We start from the raw sequence: 17,097 nt of genomic DNA on the forward strand, positions 1-17,097 counted from the left end.
CTTCTATCCGCCAAAGAAGTCATTACTTGCCATTTCATCAAAACGAGCAACCCGTTGCTGAAACTGTTCTATATTATTTTGCGAAATGGCGGAAACGATGTTTTTTGCCAATGACATTGCTACAGGCGCGACATCAAGCGTAGATACGGAATTCAGATGAATCGGCAAAACGAGATCAGCATATTCCGAAACGGGAGCAGCCGGTGAATCCGTGATTGCAATAATAAAAGCACCTTGTTTATTAGCAAGCTTAGCAAGATTTACTGTGTCGGCGGCATACCGATGGAATGAAAAAACAACCACAACACTCTTTTCTGTCAATTCACCCACTCTCAGTAAAACATCATCTACCGTCGGCTGATATAATCTTGTCCTTCCCATTACTAAGTCAAGTGCAAATGCAAACCAACTCGCCAGCGCATGTGACGTCCGAAGGCCTGCAACTAGTGTGCGATCACATGCCGACAAACGGGAAACTGCCGTTGCAAGACTTTCCTCAGAAAGACGAGTCATTGCTTGCCTGATTGTGTTGGCATCCTCCTCCATTAATCCCTTAATAGATTCTGTCTTTGTTTTTTGCTTTCCAAAGTCAGACAATGAACTTTTTTCAAGCATGGATTGGCGTACTTCTTCCTGCAACTGCCGATAGCCAGAGTATCCCAGCTTTTGACAGAAGCGGATTACCGTCGTCTCACTGACGTCCATTAGCTTACCTGCTTCTGAAGCAGACAGCATCGCAAACATTTTTGGATCATCATATAAATATGATGTAATCTTCAGTAAATTTTTGGAGAAGGTTTGTTGTTTTTCAGCAATTCGTTGATAAATAGCCTCCACTGTAAAATACCTCCATGGATCTAACACTCAAAATGAAGCTAAAACTTCATTCTTTTGTTTTATATGAAGCGAATACTTTATAATTTTAGACAATTCTAACATATAATTATAAAACTTGGCAATAGTTTGTTTTTTCAAGTGTCTGTCACTTCCTGAATGATAATAAAAAGCTCCCGCCGAAAAACAGCGGGAACTGAAAGTGTTGCTGGCAAAATATGCCGTTATTGACAGGTGCTGACTCAGAACAGGCCTAGTAGAGCCAGCACCCTAATCATCATCCAACACCTCACTAATATCCATCGAAGAAGTGACTGCTCCAATAATTTCTCCTTTCTTATTTACCAGAGGCTCACCAAAAACATAATAGCTATGATCCCCATCCGATAAGGGAAAGGTTATCTTCTTTTTACATTTCACACCTTCTTCGATAACTTTCCTTTTCAGTTCCATTAAATCAAGAATCCCTTGGTTCATTGCGAGTTCATCATCCCGTTTACCAAGGCTACTACTGGTATCGAAATCCGGATGAGGGTTAAATAGCCAAATATATCTTAAATCAAGATCACAGTGAGCAATTACCATAGGTGAATTTTTCAAAGCTAAATAAAAAGGTTCTCCAAATTCTTCTGTGAAAAACGCGGAGGAACTAAAACCTAATACGTTAGCAATATTCCTGGCAACATCGAAGCTTGGTTTCCGCTTACCATTTTCTATTTGGGAGTAAAAAGCTCGATTTATAAAAGCTTTTGAAGCAACATCTTCCTGTGTTAATCCCTTTGCAATCCTCATCTTCTTTAACCATTCTCTCAATGGACTCATCCTTCTTATGTAGCAATTTGCCACACTTTTTATTTTATTTTTATTATAAAATATATATAGTATAGCAAACTAAAATGGAAAGTCTAGTAGATTGAAAAACGATATAGAATAGATACTTAGGAAGGGATATTAATGCAATTATTAACAGACAAACAATTAGTAGATGCTTACAAGAAGGCATCGGAGCTTCATTTAGATAAAGATTTCTTATATTTACTGGAAAGGGAAATAACGAGAAGGCAGTTTAATTTAATGTGGAATTATAAAGATAGCAGGATGGATTCGGCGACGAATAAATAGAAAGAAGATGCACTAAACGTTTTTGAATTTTTGTAGATTTGGAACCAAATACTGTAGGGGCTGAATGGCCCCCAGTAATAGGTACGCTACGTTACAGTCAGATCAATTTTGGCCTACCGTTTCCCCCAAGCTTCATCTTCCACCAATATGCAATTTATTACGTTTTATGGACCCCTACATGAAACATGAAACTTTCTTTGTATACCTACATTTCGGAAAGTTACTACACCCATAGTATAAGCCGTACTTCCCCTTCCTCCACATTTTGGGCATACGTTGTGTTGTACACCCTGCTTTTCTTTCAGCATCTTTATTCTTCGGTAATTTTTTATGTGTGCTACATGCTAGGTAACTACATGATCCACTTGGGTAAATCTACCCTCACCATTTGATACATAGAGATCATGATAGACTCTATAATCCGCTCCTAGTTTACTTCATGCATGATTTACATACCACTCTCCCATTGCACCTTTTATAACTGGAGACTTCAACTTGAAAAAGATGATTCCAGCCAGAAGTAATAGAAATACTGGGATGCAGTTAAATGGAAGTCTGTCAGCACCCCCTAAAAAACATAGTGACATTTCCTATCATTATATATATGATTAATCTATTAAGAGGTACGTTAATTCATAAAAGTCTGTTAAAAATGAGATGGAGTAAAATATGGTTAAAAAATTGTTTATTAATAAATGGAGTTTTATAGTTATACTGTTTCTTGCGGCAATAATATTGGTGCGGTTATTGTGGATGTCTTCTATCACATCCACCTTCTATTATTCTGAAGCACCCGTCGCATCAGAAGGAATACTCGATCTACAAGACTGGAATTTTAATGATCGACAAACATTATTATTAAACGGGGAATGGGAATTCTATCCGGAAACTTTTATAAATCCTACTGAACCAAATGGGGAAAAACCAACTTACCTAGAGTTACCTACAAATGGCAAGTCTGTTCATCAAGATGATCATTTCTTTACATATGGAACCTACCGTCTACGAATTTCACTTCATAATAATGATGCACAAGATTTTTCTTTGAGAATCAATAAATTACATAATGCCTCAACTGTTTTTATTAATGGAGAGCAAATGGGCGGATCAGGCCAAACGGCTGAAACTGCAGCTAATCATATTGGTAGCACGCTTCCATATAGGGTTGCTATCCCTCCAGAAAAAAATGAAGTTGAAATCATCATCCATTACTCCAGTAATCAACCAAAAGTGGGCATAACTAAACCAATTCAATTTGGGACAGATCAAGCAATAAACTTACATACATTCCTATCCATCGGCTTACAAGTTTTACTTGTACTTGTCCTGATTTTACATAGTGTATATGCCTGTATCCTGTATTTCATGCGTTTCCGTATAAATAAAGGCATGCTTTACTATACGTTATTACTTACATTTTCAATTGTAACGGTACTGGGTTCTGATGATAAAATATTATTTAACTGGCTTTCCTTTAGTTATGAATGGGAAGTCAAATTAGTGTATCTATCTTATATTGGTGTAGGCGCATTTATTCCATTAGTTGCCAACCAACTGTTTCAAGGAGTTCGCAACAAGCGATTACTGAAATTCTTCCTGATTTATTGTTTATTGTACGCACTCTTTGTATTTATATCACCTTCCTCATTTATCTATTTAACATCTAGGGTCTTACTTTCAGGCGTACTTTTAAGCTCGGTTTTTATTTCTTTGTTAAACTTTGACAGGAAAAAAATTAGGATAGAGCAAGGAATATACTTACTACTTGGCTGTATTAGTATCGGAAACAACTTGATTTGGGCTATCGTTATAAATAATAACTCAAGCGTAATGGTGCACTATCCTTTTGATCTTATAATCGCACTACTTTGCTTTACAGCTTTTTGGTTTAAACGGTTCTTTCATATCACATCCAAATCAGAAGAACTAACGAAGAAGTTACAAATGGAGAACGAGCGTAAAGATGAGTTCTTAGTAAACACGTCACATGAATTAAGAAACCCTTTAAGTGGAATATCTAACATTCTCCAATCCGTATTGGAGGATAAAAATCCCGCCCTACACAAGGAACACCAGGAAGCGCTTTCTACATTACTTGTCATAAGTAAGCGGATGAACCTTATGTTGAATGACTTGCTTGATGTGACCCGATTACAAGAAAAAACAATTCACCTTGATATAAAAAGGACAGAAATACAACCCGTGATTAGCAGTGTAATTGAGATGACGAAGTTGATGTTCGTTAGCAAAAACATTACATTAAAGCTCGACATCCCAGATCAATTCCCTGCTGTGATGGCTGATGAAAATCGTCTGGTTCAAATTTTATTTAATTTAATTCATAATGCAATTAAGTATACGGACGAAGGCACAATAACCATTCACGCTACTGAAAAAGATGATTTCATCCACTTATATATTGAAGACACTGGAATTGGGATCAACGAAGATAAGCTGGACACTATATTTGAACCGTATGAACAAGGTGATTTAAACGAAAAAAGGGCGAGTGGTGGCTTCGGGTTAGGTTTGAGTATTTGTAAACAATTGGTAGAATTGCATCATGGCACATTGACGGTACAGTCTACTTTAGGGAAAGGCTCCATTTTCACTTTCACACTCCCTATGTACGATGAAACGCAGGAAAGAACGGAAGATACGGGACAACTACCTTCCATACTAGAGGAAATGAATCATACCAACCAAGTAGCAGCACATGCGTATAAGGAGAAGGCCGTAAAAACGAGTTTACATCTATTGCTTGTAGAGGATGACCCAGATAATCTCAATATACTCGGAACTATTCTCGAAAAAGAAGGCTATAAAGTTACGCGTGAAAGTAGTGCAGCAAACGCGATGGAAAAATTAGAACTGGAATCTTTTGATCTGGTGATTTCTGACGTCATGATGCCATATGTTTCCGGCTATGAATTAACAAGTTTTATCCGAGAACGCTTTACCTCCTCTGAACTTCCTGTACTCCTGCTAACTGCTAAAACAAGGAGAGAGGATGTGATCTCTGGATTTACATCCGGAGCCAATGACTATGTAACAAAGCCAATAGATGTGTGGGAGCTTTTAGCGAGGGTCCACGTCTTAACCGAGTTAAAAGTTTCCATAGAGGAACGTATTCGTATGGAAGGCGCGTGGCTTCAATCACAGATTCAACCACATTTTATTTTTAATACATTAAACACAATCTCTGCGCTAAGCCAGTTTGACGTCACGAAGATGCATCAATTACTAGAGGAGTTTAGCCATTATTTACGCCTTAGCTTTGATTTTCACAATGCTGATCCTGTTGTTCCGCTGGAGCAGGAATTATCCTTGGTACGCTCCTATCTATATATAGAGCAGACGAGATTCGGTGACCGATTAACAATCGAGTGGGATGTGGAGAAAGATATTGATATTCTCATTCCGCCTTTATCCATACAACCACTTGTTGAAAATGCTGCAAAACATGGAGTTCTACAAATGATCGAAGGTGGCAAAATAGTCATACGTGTAAAATCGCAAGCAAATCACATTGAATTTACCATTCATGATAATGGAAAAGGTATAGAAGATCATATACTTAAAAAGTTACTTACAAAGGATCACCCATTCCAAGGTAAAGGAGTGGGCCTTAGAAATGTTGATCGTCGTCTAAAACAATTTTACAGGGAAGGATTAACCATTCAAAGCAATGTTAATGAGGGCACCACAGTTAGTTTTACTGTGCCGAAGTGAATATGGTGGGTCAGGGGGGACGGTTCTCCTGACCCACTTATCAACTGTCAAACTGGATGATCTTCTTTAATTCTTCAACTGACAATACTTTATTTCTATTTCGATGTAGCATGCGATGGCAATTAGGACAAACTGTAACTAAATCTTTCGCAGGGTCAACTTCCACCGCTTCATTTAACGTACTTAACGGCCTCACATGATGAATTTCAATGAAATCTCTGCCTAGTTCCCCATAAACCTCTTCAAACTTAAAGCCACATACAGCACATATGGTTCCATGAATTTCAATTGCTTTTAGGCGGTTTTTCGCTTTGCGTTCATATCGATTTCCATAATATTGTTTTACTTCTCCGTCTTTATAATTCGTTGCATCTTGCTGTTTTTCTATTTCAACATCATGATCGACTATATTGCGAAGTCTTGTGTTTTCCAATTCATTATAAAGGCTCCGCAAACTGGATGCTGGCTCTTTAGCCCACGGGGAATTTTTCTGTCGATCCTGCTTATAATGCACCATGCTAATATCATGAATATGTACCATTGGGTTATGCTTGAAAAGAAGTTCTAATCCTTTTTTCTTGCTAGGAGTAAGCAGTTGTTTTGAATTTTCGTCTTCTAACGTACCCTCACTTATTTTTTGATGATTCTCTAGTAAAATCATATGGTATTGATAAGGGCCAATACTTGTTGTTTCAAGGAACTTCTTAATTGTTAATATATAATATCTTGTTTCTTCCCCTATTACATATGATTTATCTAATAATCTATTATTAAGATCTTCTATTGAAAATATGTTAACAGCTTTACTTCCACTATTGGAGGCTTTATTTTCTATGTATTCATTCCAATCCCAGCTAAAAACAGCCTCTTTTTGTTTAATAAAGAAATCTTCCCATTCTGACTGAGGTAAGTTTTTATAACCCATCTGTGAAGCTACCCACGTAAAAAATCCTTCCCCTGGACGTTGAGTTTGTTGGTTTACAACAATGACAGATAAGGGCGGGAAATTTTTCTTAATACATCTTAATGATATTTCACCTAAAGGTTCATTTAACTTAATTGGCGAGATTAATCCTCCAATTTCTCTACTCAATCTACCATATTCAATAAGTTCATTTTTGTTAGCAGACAATACTAGAATTTCTTCAATTCTATTTAATAGTTTTTCATTCATAGAACCCCTCACTATCTATATTATTTCATTATAAAAGAATATTCATAGTATTTAATACACAAATCAACACACCAAACCTAAACCTGCCAACCCAACTCCGGCGTATTTTCTTTCCATACCATCAAAGCTTCCATCTTCTCTCTAAACCATTTCTCTATTTCTCCAAATTGATGTTCTAAAGGAAGAAAATCTGATAAGGGCTTTTCAAACCAGCCAGATACCCACGTTTCATCACTGTCTGTTAAGTCAAAGAATTCATCCATCTCTAACCTTTGTTTAATCAAATCAAAATTATCAAGGCCATTAGTGCATTCAATCGCTAGGTATATTACCGGATAAACCATATCTGTCGCCATATCTGCCTCCCGACAGAATTCAAACCCAATACTAATTCTGGAATCAGCTGGATCCTTTCTCCCAGCTAACACATCACCTTTCCATACTTCATATGTATAATTATGAATTCCCTTCAGGCGTTTTCCACTTTGTTCCGCCTTTGGTTCACCAAAATACGTTGTAAACATAGGCAACATATCTTCAAGGAGATCATCCATCTTCGCCAAAGTTGTGTTCAACTGATTCATTACTAAAATATCCTGATAATTAAATACGCCTTCTCCTGCCATTCCCTTTACCTCCATAAACTCCAAGAATGCTTTAATCAAACTATCTTCTTTGGAATTTTTCTGTAAAAAAGTGTATACATCTCGCCACCGAATTTGCTTAAAATCGAGTTCAGTTATGTCCTTGGGGTCGTAATATTTCGTGCAATATCGTAAGTACACCTTTCTATCCAAAAAAGAGTGAAGCACGGTAAGATACCGCTCTAACTGTCTTTCTCCTTCAGACGCATGCACCTTATTTTCCAAAAAACATATCGTCTCATTATTTTCAAACACCATGTCAATAACACATTCTTCCTCTACAATGTATCTCCCTTGTGTTCGAACACGAAATTTTTCACCAGGCACTTTCAAGACGTGATTCATAAATAAATCAATCATAGCGTTATCTTGTGACAGAATATAAGCAAAGATCTCTGTAGTGAAGTCTTCCAATGGTGTTCTAACTCCAAATCCCTGTTTGCCATGGAGTTTTAACAAATTTATAAAGACATTATCCAATTGCACACCTTCTTTTATAGGATGGGTCAGGGGGACGGTTCTCCTGACCCAATTAAGTCTGTTCTTTACATAGTTTTGAAAGATGATAGTCGATATTTTGATTTGACCTATCATTATCTTGGGTGCTACGAAGGTTATATTCCAATTTACGAAGTCGATAAACCTCACGTTGGGGGATAGTTTCTAATGCCAGTTCTTCTTCTTGCAATATACCCAGTAATTCAGCCTCTGAAGATAATAAATCTATATCTATCAAGGAATCTCTAGTATACTTATAAGCTCTAATTTCAAACTTATACTTTTGAAACTCTCCAGATATATAGGAAGTTCTATAACCTAATGCTTCCTGATCTGGTGAATCGTAACTTTTTCCTTGACTATTGTACATAAACCGTAACCCATCATTTTCCATTCAAAGTTAACGGTTTCGCCTTTTCTGCGTTTCTTGTTATAGCGACAATCACTTCGTACGGATATTTCATATGACGGGAGTAATTGACATCCCCATTACTTGGATTTGCCCAATCTGGAAACTCCTTCTCGTACGGATGACTATGATATGTACCAATAAATTGAGAGGTGGAGAATAGCTGACGAGAAGTAGTTAAGGCGTTTTCAAGTTTCGGATTGCTAGTCACGCTTTCCTTACTTCTTTTCTCCACAATACCTACAGGAAAAACATAATCACATTCAACGTGTTTTTTATTACTCGTTCCATAAAGTATTCCACTGGCTTCATAATGAATGTTTTCAATATCCTCCGGGAAATACTGAATTGCATCTAAAAGTAATGTTGAAAAGGTATTTTGTATTAATTCAATGTAATGATTACTGCCCATAACCTTTCTCCTTTCAATTTTTAAATAGTAATTCTGTATTGATGAGACCAGACCAAATCGCTTTGTCATTGTCCAAATAACCGTATATCAAGTTTATCAAGTAGCGAGACTACTTCTAAAAAAGATTAGCATCCAAACACTCAGCTGCAAAACTTAAATACTGGTAAGAATTCATTCTAACTGCTTTTTTCTTGGACATTTTTTAATTAAAGTGAACATCCCCACTTCTTAAAATTTTACATGCAATGCCATATTTCGGTTTTAAAGCTCCTTTAAATTTCCTCTTATCAGCATTTTCAAATATTTTATTCCATAAATCATAAACATTGTGATTTTTCTTTTCTCCTTTATGATTCGTTAGCTTAACGATATGAAATCCATATTCATCATTACATCTAGCTATCGGACGTTGCTGTCTCAATGAGATAATTTTACCCGATTCTGTAATTTCATAAAGACCTTTGTAACCCGGTATCTCTCTTCTTATCTCGTTCATTTTTATATTTCTCCTCATTAATCTATTTTTTTACTTACTAATCCAGTGTTGAAAATCTTAGTTATTCCATCTTATCTAAAGAACTAATTGTTCTGTTACCTTGTGCTATGTAGCTTACTGGTATAATAGAAAAATAACTACTAAGAAAATTAAAATTAAAGGTTTATTAACTATATATTAAATAATTAAGGAAGTGACAGCACCAAAAAAGAGTAAATCGGTACAGCAACTAATATTCTTCATTATATTATATAAAAACAGCACCTCCTCAGGTGCTGTCTCTGCTTATTTTATTGATACTTCAAACGTATAAGGTTTGAAATCTAATTCATAGTCGTCCGTACTACCTTCAGCATGGAACTTAATTATCTCTTCATCCGGAGCAATTGCAGGAAAGACAATGACTCCCTCTGTTTCAATCCCTGGCAAGAGTTCGGACTGTACTTGAGGCAAATCAGCTTCAAAGAGCATTTCTTCTTCAAGCTGTTTGTTGCCGACAATTAATTTAGAATTAAATGAATAAAATGAGGCATTTTCTTGAGAGTCGTTTTTCACTTTAACATAAACGCGTGTCTGATTATCAGCAAGTTCGATTTTTTGAAGTTCTATGGCGAGCCCGTGTTGATCGACTGACTCTTTCACTTCGATCTCCTTCAGTGTTGGTGAAGTAGCAGTAATGAAATCTACTACTTCAGCACTGTTCGCGTTAACCACCGGTGCAGAAACTGTTCCTCCAAAGGCATTCTCACCTTCGTAGGCTTTTTCAATTGTCCCTGTTATTTTTACGTAATCGTCTGTTGCGATCTTGATGTTCGAATCCTTGATTGCTACCAATGTGTTCTTCTCGGCATTCTCCGGGTCTGCCCACATTTGAATGTATGTACCACTTTCGTCTTTCTCAGGTTTTGTGAAAACTTTTCCTGTCAATTCTATTTCGTATCCTTTGTATTTGTCTGGGTCACTATACAATTTCTCATAATCCTCTTCTTTCAGCTTGCCTTTTGTCTTGGTAGCTGCTGTCTCTTTCTTCTCTTTGCCTTCTGATAAAGCTTCAGAATCTCCACAAGCGCCCAGCATAACCAAGGCTGCGATTAAACTGATAGCAATTAAGACTTTTTTCATCTAAATACCCCCTTATAGGTATATATAATTTATTTAGCAAACCCTTACATAATTCAAGAGTTGGCAAGTACATAAACTTAACTAATTAGTACTTATCTTTTTATTAAGATTTAGAAAATTAACCCCTGATAATATCGCGGTTATAGAAGCAATTCCAGCCGCTAAACCAATATCCCCGAACATCATAGTGGAAAGAAGGAGACCGATAGCTCCGATAACAATTAATATAATAGAAATAACTTTCATATAATAACCTCCTATGTATTCTAAGCTGTGTCGTTTTTTTAGTATATCTATTATTGCTATTGTAAGAAGTACAATAGCAGCTACCATTAGTGATATTCCTAAAATACCCAACACTATATACTTAACTCATTTTTTCTAATTAAATTGTAACATAAATTATCTCTTAAATGGTAACATATTCCTAAATATACATATTATAATAGATAAATATAGTTCTATATAACCATTTTAATTTTCTACTCTTCCAACTTCCCGCAACTTTTTTTGCAAACTCTTCTTTAAAAGTTAGTTTCTCTCTCATCTACTTTCGTCCCCATATAAGTCCTATAAAAATAATTGCGTTAATTAATTTATGAATCCTATGTTATTAAAAGTAAGTTATACACGAAAAATTCATTCGGCAAAATATTGTGACATAACTTGGAATTTGAGAGGCACTCAAAACTATAGACAATCTAATTTTTTCTCACTTATTAGCAATTATGTTAATGATGAGAAACACCTCGCCTTGTAGCTACACGAAATTAACATTATAAATATATAAATATATTTCGTTGTTGTAGACAACTTCCAAAAAATAAGATGACAATTACTTCTTTTCATTCTATAATAAGAATAATATGTAAATATTTGCCTAAAAGGTAAGCTTTATGTCATGAAATGTTCGTCACAAATAGGTATATTGACTCAGAGCTAATGGCAGTCTGATTTTCTACAAAAGAAAGGGAGTGCTGAGAAAGATTATCTATGTGGTTTAAAATGAAAGTTTTTTAGGTCTATTACTAATCTTAAAAAAGGAGTGGTTATGATGGAATTAACTAAAGAGCAATTATTAGATGATTTTTCTGTACTTGCCCTTAGTAACAAGGAAGTCGTAAAAAATGATAATATTATCAACAGTAACAACAAAGCAATTAACGAACATATACATAAAAGTCTTAAGAAGCAACTTAATGTATTTTTGTTAGCGTCAGTATTCCTATTGATATTTATATTACCATATGTTATTGGAACGCCAGTATCATTCGTACTTATCGTAGTCTTTTTCTTCGCTATAAGATACTGCAAAAAATCGTTAGATAATCCTAATTCTTTCTTTGGAAAATCTTCCTTTTATAGCAACCAACGTTCTAAAATATTAAATAAAAATGCGATGCAAGAAAAACTTAAGTTGATAGATACAGCAACTCAAAGGAATAACCAAATAAACCAATCACTAAATGAAGCGGGAATATTCATGCGAATACCTGAACAATACACAACTTATAAAGCTTCAGTGAAAATATTTACATATCTGTTTAACTCTAGAGCAGATACGTTAAAAGAGGCTATTAATTTATTTATGCAAGAAGAACACCAAGAAAGAATGGAAGCGAAACAAGATTATATCATTAACAAAACGGAACAAGCTGCCATGGATGCAAGAGCAGCAAGGATTGAAGCAAGTATTGCAGCCGCGGCTAGTCAGAGTGCAGCTTCGTATAGTCAACAAGCTTCCGAAAATAGTAAAAGAGCAGTTTCCACAGTTCAAAATAGAGTTAGGTAATAAGAAAGTGAGCATAGCTTCAATAAGGAATTTCATTAATACAAGTGACTCTTTGGCAGTTATGTTTGAAAACTGAATCTAGTTATTACATTGTTAAATTGAATATTATAAAGTTCATTCCTTTTTTGGGATTAAAGCTAGTTGAATAAACATTTATCAAACAAGTATAAAACAAAAAGCACTTGCTAATAGAGCATGTGCTTTTTGTTTTTATATTGTAAGCGTAGATACACTCTCTTGCTCATCTACAAATAAATCTATATTTATTCTGTAATATAAACGATCAGCATGAAGTATCTCACACAACCTTCATATCCCATCAGTCCATATAATTACCAATTAAGTAATATACCCTATCTTTCGTTTCGAAAGTGAGGTAGTCCATCCCTTTAGCTCTTTGGGAAGCTACTTGATCAGGCATCGCTTTAAAATTTTGCTCTTTTTCTTCAATCCATTGATTTTGATCATACTTCAATTCTTCAAATTCCTTATTAGGCAAAGCAGCTTTTAATTCAACCCATACTTCATTTAATAAATCATCCCATTCACCGTAGTATTGACCATAGAAGCCTTCCTGCATATCTTGTGCGTGCGGATCGACTTCTTTGGCATCCTTCATTATTTTATCATCAAGCGCATCAGCTTGTATTTTCCAACTATTCTCTATGCCAGCCGCCTCTTTTTCATCTCGAAGAGCTTTTGCTTCTTCTTCCTCCTTTTCCTTAGCTAGTTGTTCAAGTTTCATTTCTTCCTTCTCTTCAGCTAATTTTTGCGCTTTCTTCTTTTCATCACTTTTCTTAGCTGCGAGTTTCTCTTTCTTTTTTACTTCTGCTTCTTTTGCTGCCTCTTCTTCTTTATCTTTTTTCATTTCTTCTTGTACACTTTTTATTCGAACTAATTCACCTTGCTCCTCAGCACTATTGCCTGGAGCGTTTACAATTTTTATGGTATTTTTATTTTCAAAATGTCCTTCAAAGAAAAATTCATTTGTTCCATTTTCCGGATTCACAACTTCTAAAATGAAATTGTCATCTTGTGTTTCTGTTACTATGTATTCAAGAGTTATGGGTTCATCATTTGATTCCTGTCTGCTTATAATTCTCTCTTCACCTATTTCCATATATGCCCCTACATCCTCACCATCTATAACTGCTTTCCAGTTGCCTTCTATATTACTTTCTGCGGATCCACAAGCTGTTAAAAATCCAATAATAAGTACTCCTAAGAAATATTTAAAAGATTGTTTCATTTAATTCACTCCTTGTATATATTGTGTATTACGTTAAAGGGATGTATTCCACACCCCTTCTGTTAATCACTTCTCTCATTATTTCATTTCAATCATCTACCTATTTTTATTCCTGACCCAAACAAACCCATCCCCTTTTGTAATAACTGCACTGTCAATTGGACCACCGACCGATTCTGCATCTGTTGATAACCTCTTTTTAAAAGTCGTCAAATGGATTAAAGTTTCAGCCATTTCGGCTAACTCTTTTTTTGGTAGATTCTCAACAATAGCCATCATTGGATCAATGAATTGCTCTTCTTTATATCTATTCATTGTATCGACATGGTTCTGATATAAATGAAGGATTTCTTCTTTGAATTCTTCTTTAACAGAGTCACTGTCTAATTTTCCAACAAAATTATTATCTATCATTCTATCAACAGACTTATGTAGTGATTGGACGTTTCTCTTCAGGTTATTTTTTAACAGCTTTTCCATACCAGGGTGGATTCCTTCAATGAAATTGTTTACCATATCCCTTTGGGCAAGTGGTATAATGGAAGCCTTTCTTTCATGATTAATCGACTTGGATTTGGGTGTGTTCCAAAATTTCACTTTACGATTAATGCTACCATCAACTAGGAATAAATAGAATGAAGGATAAATCTCTTTTTCCCCAAATCCTGCAAACGCAATGCCGGAAAACTTACTAGAAAAATCTTTTAATAGGACACTAATGGCAATTGTTTTGATAGAGTCGACCCACTCGTGAATAAAATTATGCGGTTCAAAATGTTTCTCAATCATTCCTTCAATTTTAGGTCCATATTTTTCGGCCAAAATGTTATAATCATCCTCGTTAATTGGACTTATGTGGCTCTTTTTTGAATAATCATCTATACTGTTTTGCAGGAAATCGCCAGCATTATTAATAAACATACCCTGTATCTCTTGTTGAAGATATAATTCACCATACTCGTTGAACAAGTCATTTTTTATATCAGCCAAAGCTTTATGTAAATGAATAATCTCGGTCTCTAAACCATTTGTAATGAAGCTGTGTTCACTACCTTCGGACATGAGTGCCGGATAATGATTATCATGCAGGAAGTCGAAAAAGCTTTCCGTATACGCTTCTAACGTATCAAAACATTTATCACCTATATGCTTCCGGTAGACTTTAAGAATTGTTTCCCAAGGTACTTCCAAAAAAGATGCGTTTCCATAAATCATAATTCCAACAGAATGGGCCTCGGACAGATTGAATAACTTGTGAGCTGAATGGTATATTTTCTCCCCCACACTTAAAGTAACAGCACTATCAGCTGCCAGGGCAACACCACCTGTATTCATTATGGCAATTTCTAATGTCATTTTCATCCTACTTTCTTTATATCTCACCAGATACAGTATTTAAAAGTAAATATCTATCACATCTTGACTTTCTATTTGATCCCATTTCAGGTCGGTCATCAGAAACTTTTGCCCAGCTGGAATATAGATCTCCTTTTCTACCTTCATTTGATCATCGGAAGTGTATCCATATTGATTTAAAATAGAACCATAGGAGCCGTCGCCTAAAATACTGGCTCTGTATATTTCTGAAAATGGTTTTAAATCAGATCTATTTTCTAAAATATCTGGAGAAAGATCAATCATCGTATGTGCGGTATGTCTTGGTGTATTACTATCTAACAAAATAGCAAACGCCGATTTCCTCGGTAGCTGTTGCAACTGTTCCTCTAAAAACTCCCCATATGCCATACGCAAATAGTCTGGTAATTTTTCAGGGGAATCGATGACCTTCTCAATAGGCTCAAGCATGAGATGAGTCGCTGATAGATAACATCTTGCAGCCAAATTTTGTCTTTTTAATAAATGGGCGGTCTTTGCGAGACTTATAAATACTTTCATGTTCGTCGGATTTAAGTCGACCGCCTGCAAATAACAGTTTAATGCCCCTTCCAAATCTCCAGCCCTTTTTAACCTCACGCCTTCTGTAATAAAGTGTTCAACTTCATTGTTCATTTTTCTGCCTCCTTTAGGAATTTATTTATTTATTTTAAATGCTCTTTCTGATTCTGAGTTATCTTTTAATTAATCACCTCCTTTTCGTTTCGATTCACATGGTTATCCTTTTTTATTAGTCTTCCATTTCAGAAAATGGATCACGATTCATAACTCCTTGTTTATATAATCTCCGGTACTCTTCTGTTATAAGTTTCTCAACGAGAGTGCTGTTGGTTTCCTTGCCTTCCTGCAGCATTAATTCTAAATACCAATTAGCTTTTTCGGAGATGTATAATTTCTTTTGGATTTTCTTGTTTCCATTTCCCTCCTTTTCAAGCAGTTCAGGGAAATGCTTGGCAATTGTTTTCTTTTCTGACGCGGAACTGACAGAAATCTCGCTTGCAAATTGCAATGCTCTTTCATAAGAAACTGGTAGGATCTGTTCATCCGTCACTTCCTGTTCTTCAAACTTGGGGAAAATATCATCATTGTTTATGACAACATGGGTAGTAAACTCACTTTTAACATAAAAGAAATAATTACTGCTTCTCGTTCTATATAATTGCTGCAGTTGTTTGACGTATGCACCTTTTTCATGTTTGGGTTCATTTGAGAACCGTTCACAAATTTTTTTGGCTGTCGCCGTATTATAAACAGCACCTTCAATTATTTTCTTCATAATATTTCCCTTTCTTTAATTAAGTACTAATTATAATTTATATAATATAATGTTTTTAGTACTAAGTAAATAATTAACAAAAATAATTTACTGTCTTTATTTCTACTTTTTCTCAGTTCACCTACCTAGTTAGACAAAGGTAATGTTATATACATTATTTCTTTTGAACATTAAACATTTCAAAATTTTTATTATTTCTATTAAATTATCTTTGTTGGTTGTCTTACTTCATGGAATATAAGTAGATACTACGATATAAAAAAAGGTTCACATTATTAAAAAGATCAAGGCCGGAGTAATAAGTTCTTTTAATATTAATCATATAATGGTTGACGACACAAACACCCTTCTCTTCAATGAATTTAGTATCTCCTCTGCGCTTACCTTCCCCTTCTTACCACGTGTGAAATTGGAAAGGAGTTAAATGATTTAGAGTATAACCACAAGCTTTTTTTAAACTATCTCTAATTAATGTCTTTTTCATCAATAGTAATTAAGTCTTCCAAAGTTAAGTCATTCTTCCCCTGTAACCGCACTGCCTGGTTTCTTAATGTCCCTTCGTAGATATTACGTATAGATCTTCCATTTCCAAATGGTTGATGTTGAATGGTCAATTCTATCTTTTTCGCCTTTCCACAACATCGAACTGCTTCATAAGACGAACATCGAATTCTCTTTCTACCATCAAATCCCCCAGCCTGGGTTTTTAAAATAATAGTCTACAAGTTTCATTTTTTAAAATCTTTTGCCACCCATTCCCTAACATCCTCGTTCACTTAGTGTCTACTATAAGGGGGTAGGAATCAATAATTCAGAGACAAAATATTGACTTAGTACTAATTCTAGTTTATATTTAATTCAGAGTTAGTACTAAAAAAGCAAAGGAGGATATATAAAGCTTGTAGCTAATGAAGTCAATAAAAGAATTCAAAAATATATTTC

Annotated in this window: 18 protein-coding genes; 3 read left to right on the forward strand and 15 right to left on the reverse strand. The window is 35.2% G+C overall.

Features of this window, described 5'->3' with window-relative positions:
* Nucleotides 1-3: 3 nt before the first annotated feature.
* On the reverse strand, nucleotides 4-837 hold the full coding sequence (locus tag X953_RS15460) for a MurR/RpiR family transcriptional regulator (protein ID WP_040956381.1): 834 nt from the start codon (nucleotides 835-837) through the stop codon (nucleotides 4-6).
* 267 nt (nucleotides 838-1,104) lie between these two features.
* Nucleotides 1,105-1,656 (reverse strand): helix-turn-helix domain-containing protein, encoded by a 552-nt coding sequence (locus tag X953_RS15465; protein ID WP_232217743.1) that lies wholly within the window; start codon nucleotides 1,654-1,656, stop codon nucleotides 1,105-1,107.
* A gap of 132 nt (nucleotides 1,657-1,788) precedes the next feature.
* Between X953_RS15465 and sda the strand changes: the two genes are divergently transcribed.
* Nucleotides 1,789-1,956 (forward strand): sporulation histidine kinase inhibitor Sda, encoded by a 168-nt coding sequence (gene sda / locus X953_RS19615; protein ID WP_084715718.1) that lies wholly within the window; start codon nucleotides 1,789-1,791, stop codon nucleotides 1,954-1,956.
* 174 nt (nucleotides 1,957-2,130) lie between these two features.
* Here the strand turns inward: sda and X953_RS20565 are convergent, their stop codons facing one another.
* Nucleotides 2,131-2,229 carry a topoisomerase DNA-binding C4 zinc finger domain-containing protein gene (locus tag X953_RS20565; protein WP_084715719.1) on the reverse strand — a complete coding sequence of 33 codons (99 nt, stop codon included), beginning with the start codon at nucleotides 2,227-2,229 and terminating at the stop codon, nucleotides 2,131-2,133.
* Nucleotides 2,230-2,625: 396 nt separating this feature from the next.
* On the opposite strand from X953_RS20565, the gene X953_RS15470 reads away from it, so the two are divergent.
* A complete protein-coding gene (locus X953_RS15470; protein WP_052350162.1) occupies nucleotides 2,626-5,688 on the forward strand; it encodes an ATP-binding protein in 3,063 nt (1,020 codons plus the stop codon).
* 40 nt (nucleotides 5,689-5,728) lie between these two features.
* Here X953_RS15470 and X953_RS19195 read toward each other — a convergent pair whose 3' ends face one another.
* From X953_RS19195 to X953_RS20095, 7 genes are all read right to left on the reverse strand, one after another.
* Nucleotides 5,729-6,862 carry an HNH endonuclease gene (locus X953_RS19195; RefSeq protein WP_052350163.1) on the reverse strand — a complete coding sequence of 378 codons (1,134 nt, stop codon included), beginning with the start codon at nucleotides 6,860-6,862 and terminating at the stop codon, nucleotides 5,729-5,731.
* A gap of 77 nt (nucleotides 6,863-6,939) precedes the next feature.
* Nucleotides 6,940-7,986: a PD-(D/E)XK nuclease family protein gene (locus X953_RS15480; RefSeq protein ID WP_040956383.1), complete on the reverse strand. Its 1,047-nt coding sequence runs from the start codon at nucleotides 7,984-7,986 to the stop codon at nucleotides 6,940-6,942.
* A gap of 52 nt (nucleotides 7,987-8,038) precedes the next feature.
* Nucleotides 8,039-8,374, reverse strand: a complete 336-nt coding sequence (locus tag X953_RS15485) for a hypothetical protein (protein ID WP_156958500.1) — start codon at nucleotides 8,372-8,374, stop codon at nucleotides 8,039-8,041.
* Nucleotides 8,375-8,387: 13 nt separating this feature from the next.
* Nucleotides 8,388-8,825 (reverse strand): hypothetical protein, encoded by a 438-nt coding sequence (locus tag X953_RS15490; protein WP_040956385.1) that lies wholly within the window; start codon nucleotides 8,823-8,825, stop codon nucleotides 8,388-8,390.
* Nucleotides 8,826-9,027: 202 nt separating this feature from the next.
* Entirely contained in the window at nucleotides 9,028-9,321 is a 294-nt protein-coding gene (locus X953_RS15495) for an NUMOD4 domain-containing protein (protein WP_232217744.1), read from the reverse strand.
* A 285-nt stretch (nucleotides 9,322-9,606) separates the two neighbouring features.
* Nucleotides 9,607-10,443, reverse strand: a complete 837-nt coding sequence (locus X953_RS15500; RefSeq protein WP_040956386.1) for a hypothetical protein — start codon at nucleotides 10,441-10,443, stop codon at nucleotides 9,607-9,609.
* Between the two features lie 81 nt (nucleotides 10,444-10,524).
* Nucleotides 10,525-10,689, reverse strand: a complete 165-nt coding sequence (locus X953_RS20095) for a hypothetical protein (RefSeq protein ID WP_198023283.1) — start codon at nucleotides 10,687-10,689, stop codon at nucleotides 10,525-10,527.
* Between the two features lie 808 nt (nucleotides 10,690-11,497).
* On the opposite strand from X953_RS20095, the gene X953_RS15510 reads away from it, so the two are divergent.
* On the forward strand, nucleotides 11,498-12,235 hold the full coding sequence (locus X953_RS15510; RefSeq protein ID WP_040956388.1) for a hypothetical protein: 738 nt from the start codon (nucleotides 11,498-11,500) through the stop codon (nucleotides 12,233-12,235).
* A gap of 319 nt (nucleotides 12,236-12,554) precedes the next feature.
* Here X953_RS15510 and X953_RS19200 read toward each other — a convergent pair whose 3' ends face one another.
* The 5 genes from X953_RS19200 to X953_RS19870 form a co-directional block, all read right to left on the reverse strand.
* Nucleotides 12,555-13,484 (reverse strand): lysozyme inhibitor LprI family protein, encoded by a 930-nt coding sequence (locus tag X953_RS19200; protein ID WP_052350164.1) that lies wholly within the window; start codon nucleotides 13,482-13,484, stop codon nucleotides 12,555-12,557.
* 96 nt (nucleotides 13,485-13,580) lie between these two features.
* Entirely contained in the window at nucleotides 13,581-14,840 is a 1,260-nt protein-coding gene (locus tag X953_RS15520) for a hypothetical protein (protein WP_040956389.1), read from the reverse strand.
* 39 nt (nucleotides 14,841-14,879) lie between these two features.
* Complete coding sequence (locus tag X953_RS15525; protein ID WP_040956390.1) at nucleotides 14,880-15,494, reverse strand: tetratricopeptide repeat protein; 615 nt, start codon at nucleotides 15,492-15,494, stop codon at nucleotides 14,880-14,882.
* 115 nt (nucleotides 15,495-15,609) lie between these two features.
* Complete coding sequence (locus X953_RS15530; protein WP_040956391.1) at nucleotides 15,610-16,155, reverse strand: hypothetical protein; 546 nt, start codon at nucleotides 16,153-16,155, stop codon at nucleotides 15,610-15,612.
* A gap of 464 nt (nucleotides 16,156-16,619) precedes the next feature.
* Nucleotides 16,620-16,769, reverse strand: a complete 150-nt coding sequence (locus X953_RS19870) for a hypothetical protein (protein ID WP_156958503.1) — start codon at nucleotides 16,767-16,769, stop codon at nucleotides 16,620-16,622.
* Nucleotides 16,770-17,097: the final 328 nt, after the last annotated feature.

The sequence above is a fragment of the Virgibacillus sp. SK37 genome (assembly GCF_000725285.1).
GTDB lineage: Bacteria > Bacillota > Bacilli > Bacillales > Amphibacillaceae > Virgibacillus_Q.

Excerpts from the sequence above, each read along its gene's own strand:
- X953_RS15465 (WP_232217743.1), bottom strand. The coding sequence starts at position 1,656 with ATGAGTCCATTGAGAGAATGGTTAAAGAAGATGAGGATTGCAAAGGGA.
- sda (WP_084715718.1), top strand. The coding sequence starts at position 1,789 with ATGCAATTATTAACAGACAAACAATTAGTAGATGCTTACAAGAAGGCA.
- X953_RS20565 (WP_084715719.1), bottom strand. The coding sequence starts at position 2,229 with ATGCCCAAAATGTGGAGGAAGGGGAAGTACGGCTTATACTATGGGTGT.
- X953_RS15470 (WP_052350162.1), top strand. The coding sequence starts at position 2,626 with ATGGTTAAAAAATTGTTTATTAATAAATGGAGTTTTATAGTTATACTG.
- X953_RS19195 (WP_052350163.1), bottom strand. The coding sequence starts at position 6,862 with ATGAATGAAAAACTATTAAATAGAATTGAAGAAATTCTAGTATTGTCT.
- X953_RS15485 (WP_156958500.1), bottom strand. The coding sequence starts at position 8,374 with ATGTACAATAGTCAAGGAAAAAGTTACGATTCACCAGATCAGGAAGCA.
- X953_RS15490 (WP_040956385.1), bottom strand. The coding sequence starts at position 8,825 with ATGGGCAGTAATCATTACATTGAATTAATACAAAATACCTTTTCAACA.
- X953_RS15495 (WP_232217744.1), bottom strand. The coding sequence starts at position 9,321 with ATGAACGAGATAAGAAGAGAGATACCGGGTTACAAAGGTCTTTATGAA.
- X953_RS15500 (WP_040956386.1), bottom strand. The coding sequence starts at position 10,443 with ATGAAAAAAGTCTTAATTGCTATCAGTTTAATCGCAGCCTTGGTTATG.
- X953_RS20095 (WP_198023283.1), bottom strand. The coding sequence starts at position 10,689 with ATGAAAGTTATTTCTATTATATTAATTGTTATCGGAGCTATCGGTCTC.
- X953_RS15510 (WP_040956388.1), top strand. The coding sequence starts at position 11,498 with ATGGAATTAACTAAAGAGCAATTATTAGATGATTTTTCTGTACTTGCC.
- X953_RS19200 (WP_052350164.1), bottom strand. The coding sequence starts at position 13,484 with ATGAAACAATCTTTTAAATATTTCTTAGGAGTACTTATTATTGGATTT.
- X953_RS15520 (WP_040956389.1), bottom strand. The coding sequence starts at position 14,840 with ATGACATTAGAAATTGCCATAATGAATACAGGTGGTGTTGCCCTGGCA.
- X953_RS15525 (WP_040956390.1), bottom strand. The coding sequence starts at position 15,494 with ATGAACAATGAAGTTGAACACTTTATTACAGAAGGCGTGAGGTTAAAA.
- X953_RS15530 (WP_040956391.1), bottom strand. The coding sequence starts at position 16,155 with ATGAAGAAAATAATTGAAGGTGCTGTTTATAATACGGCGACAGCCAAA.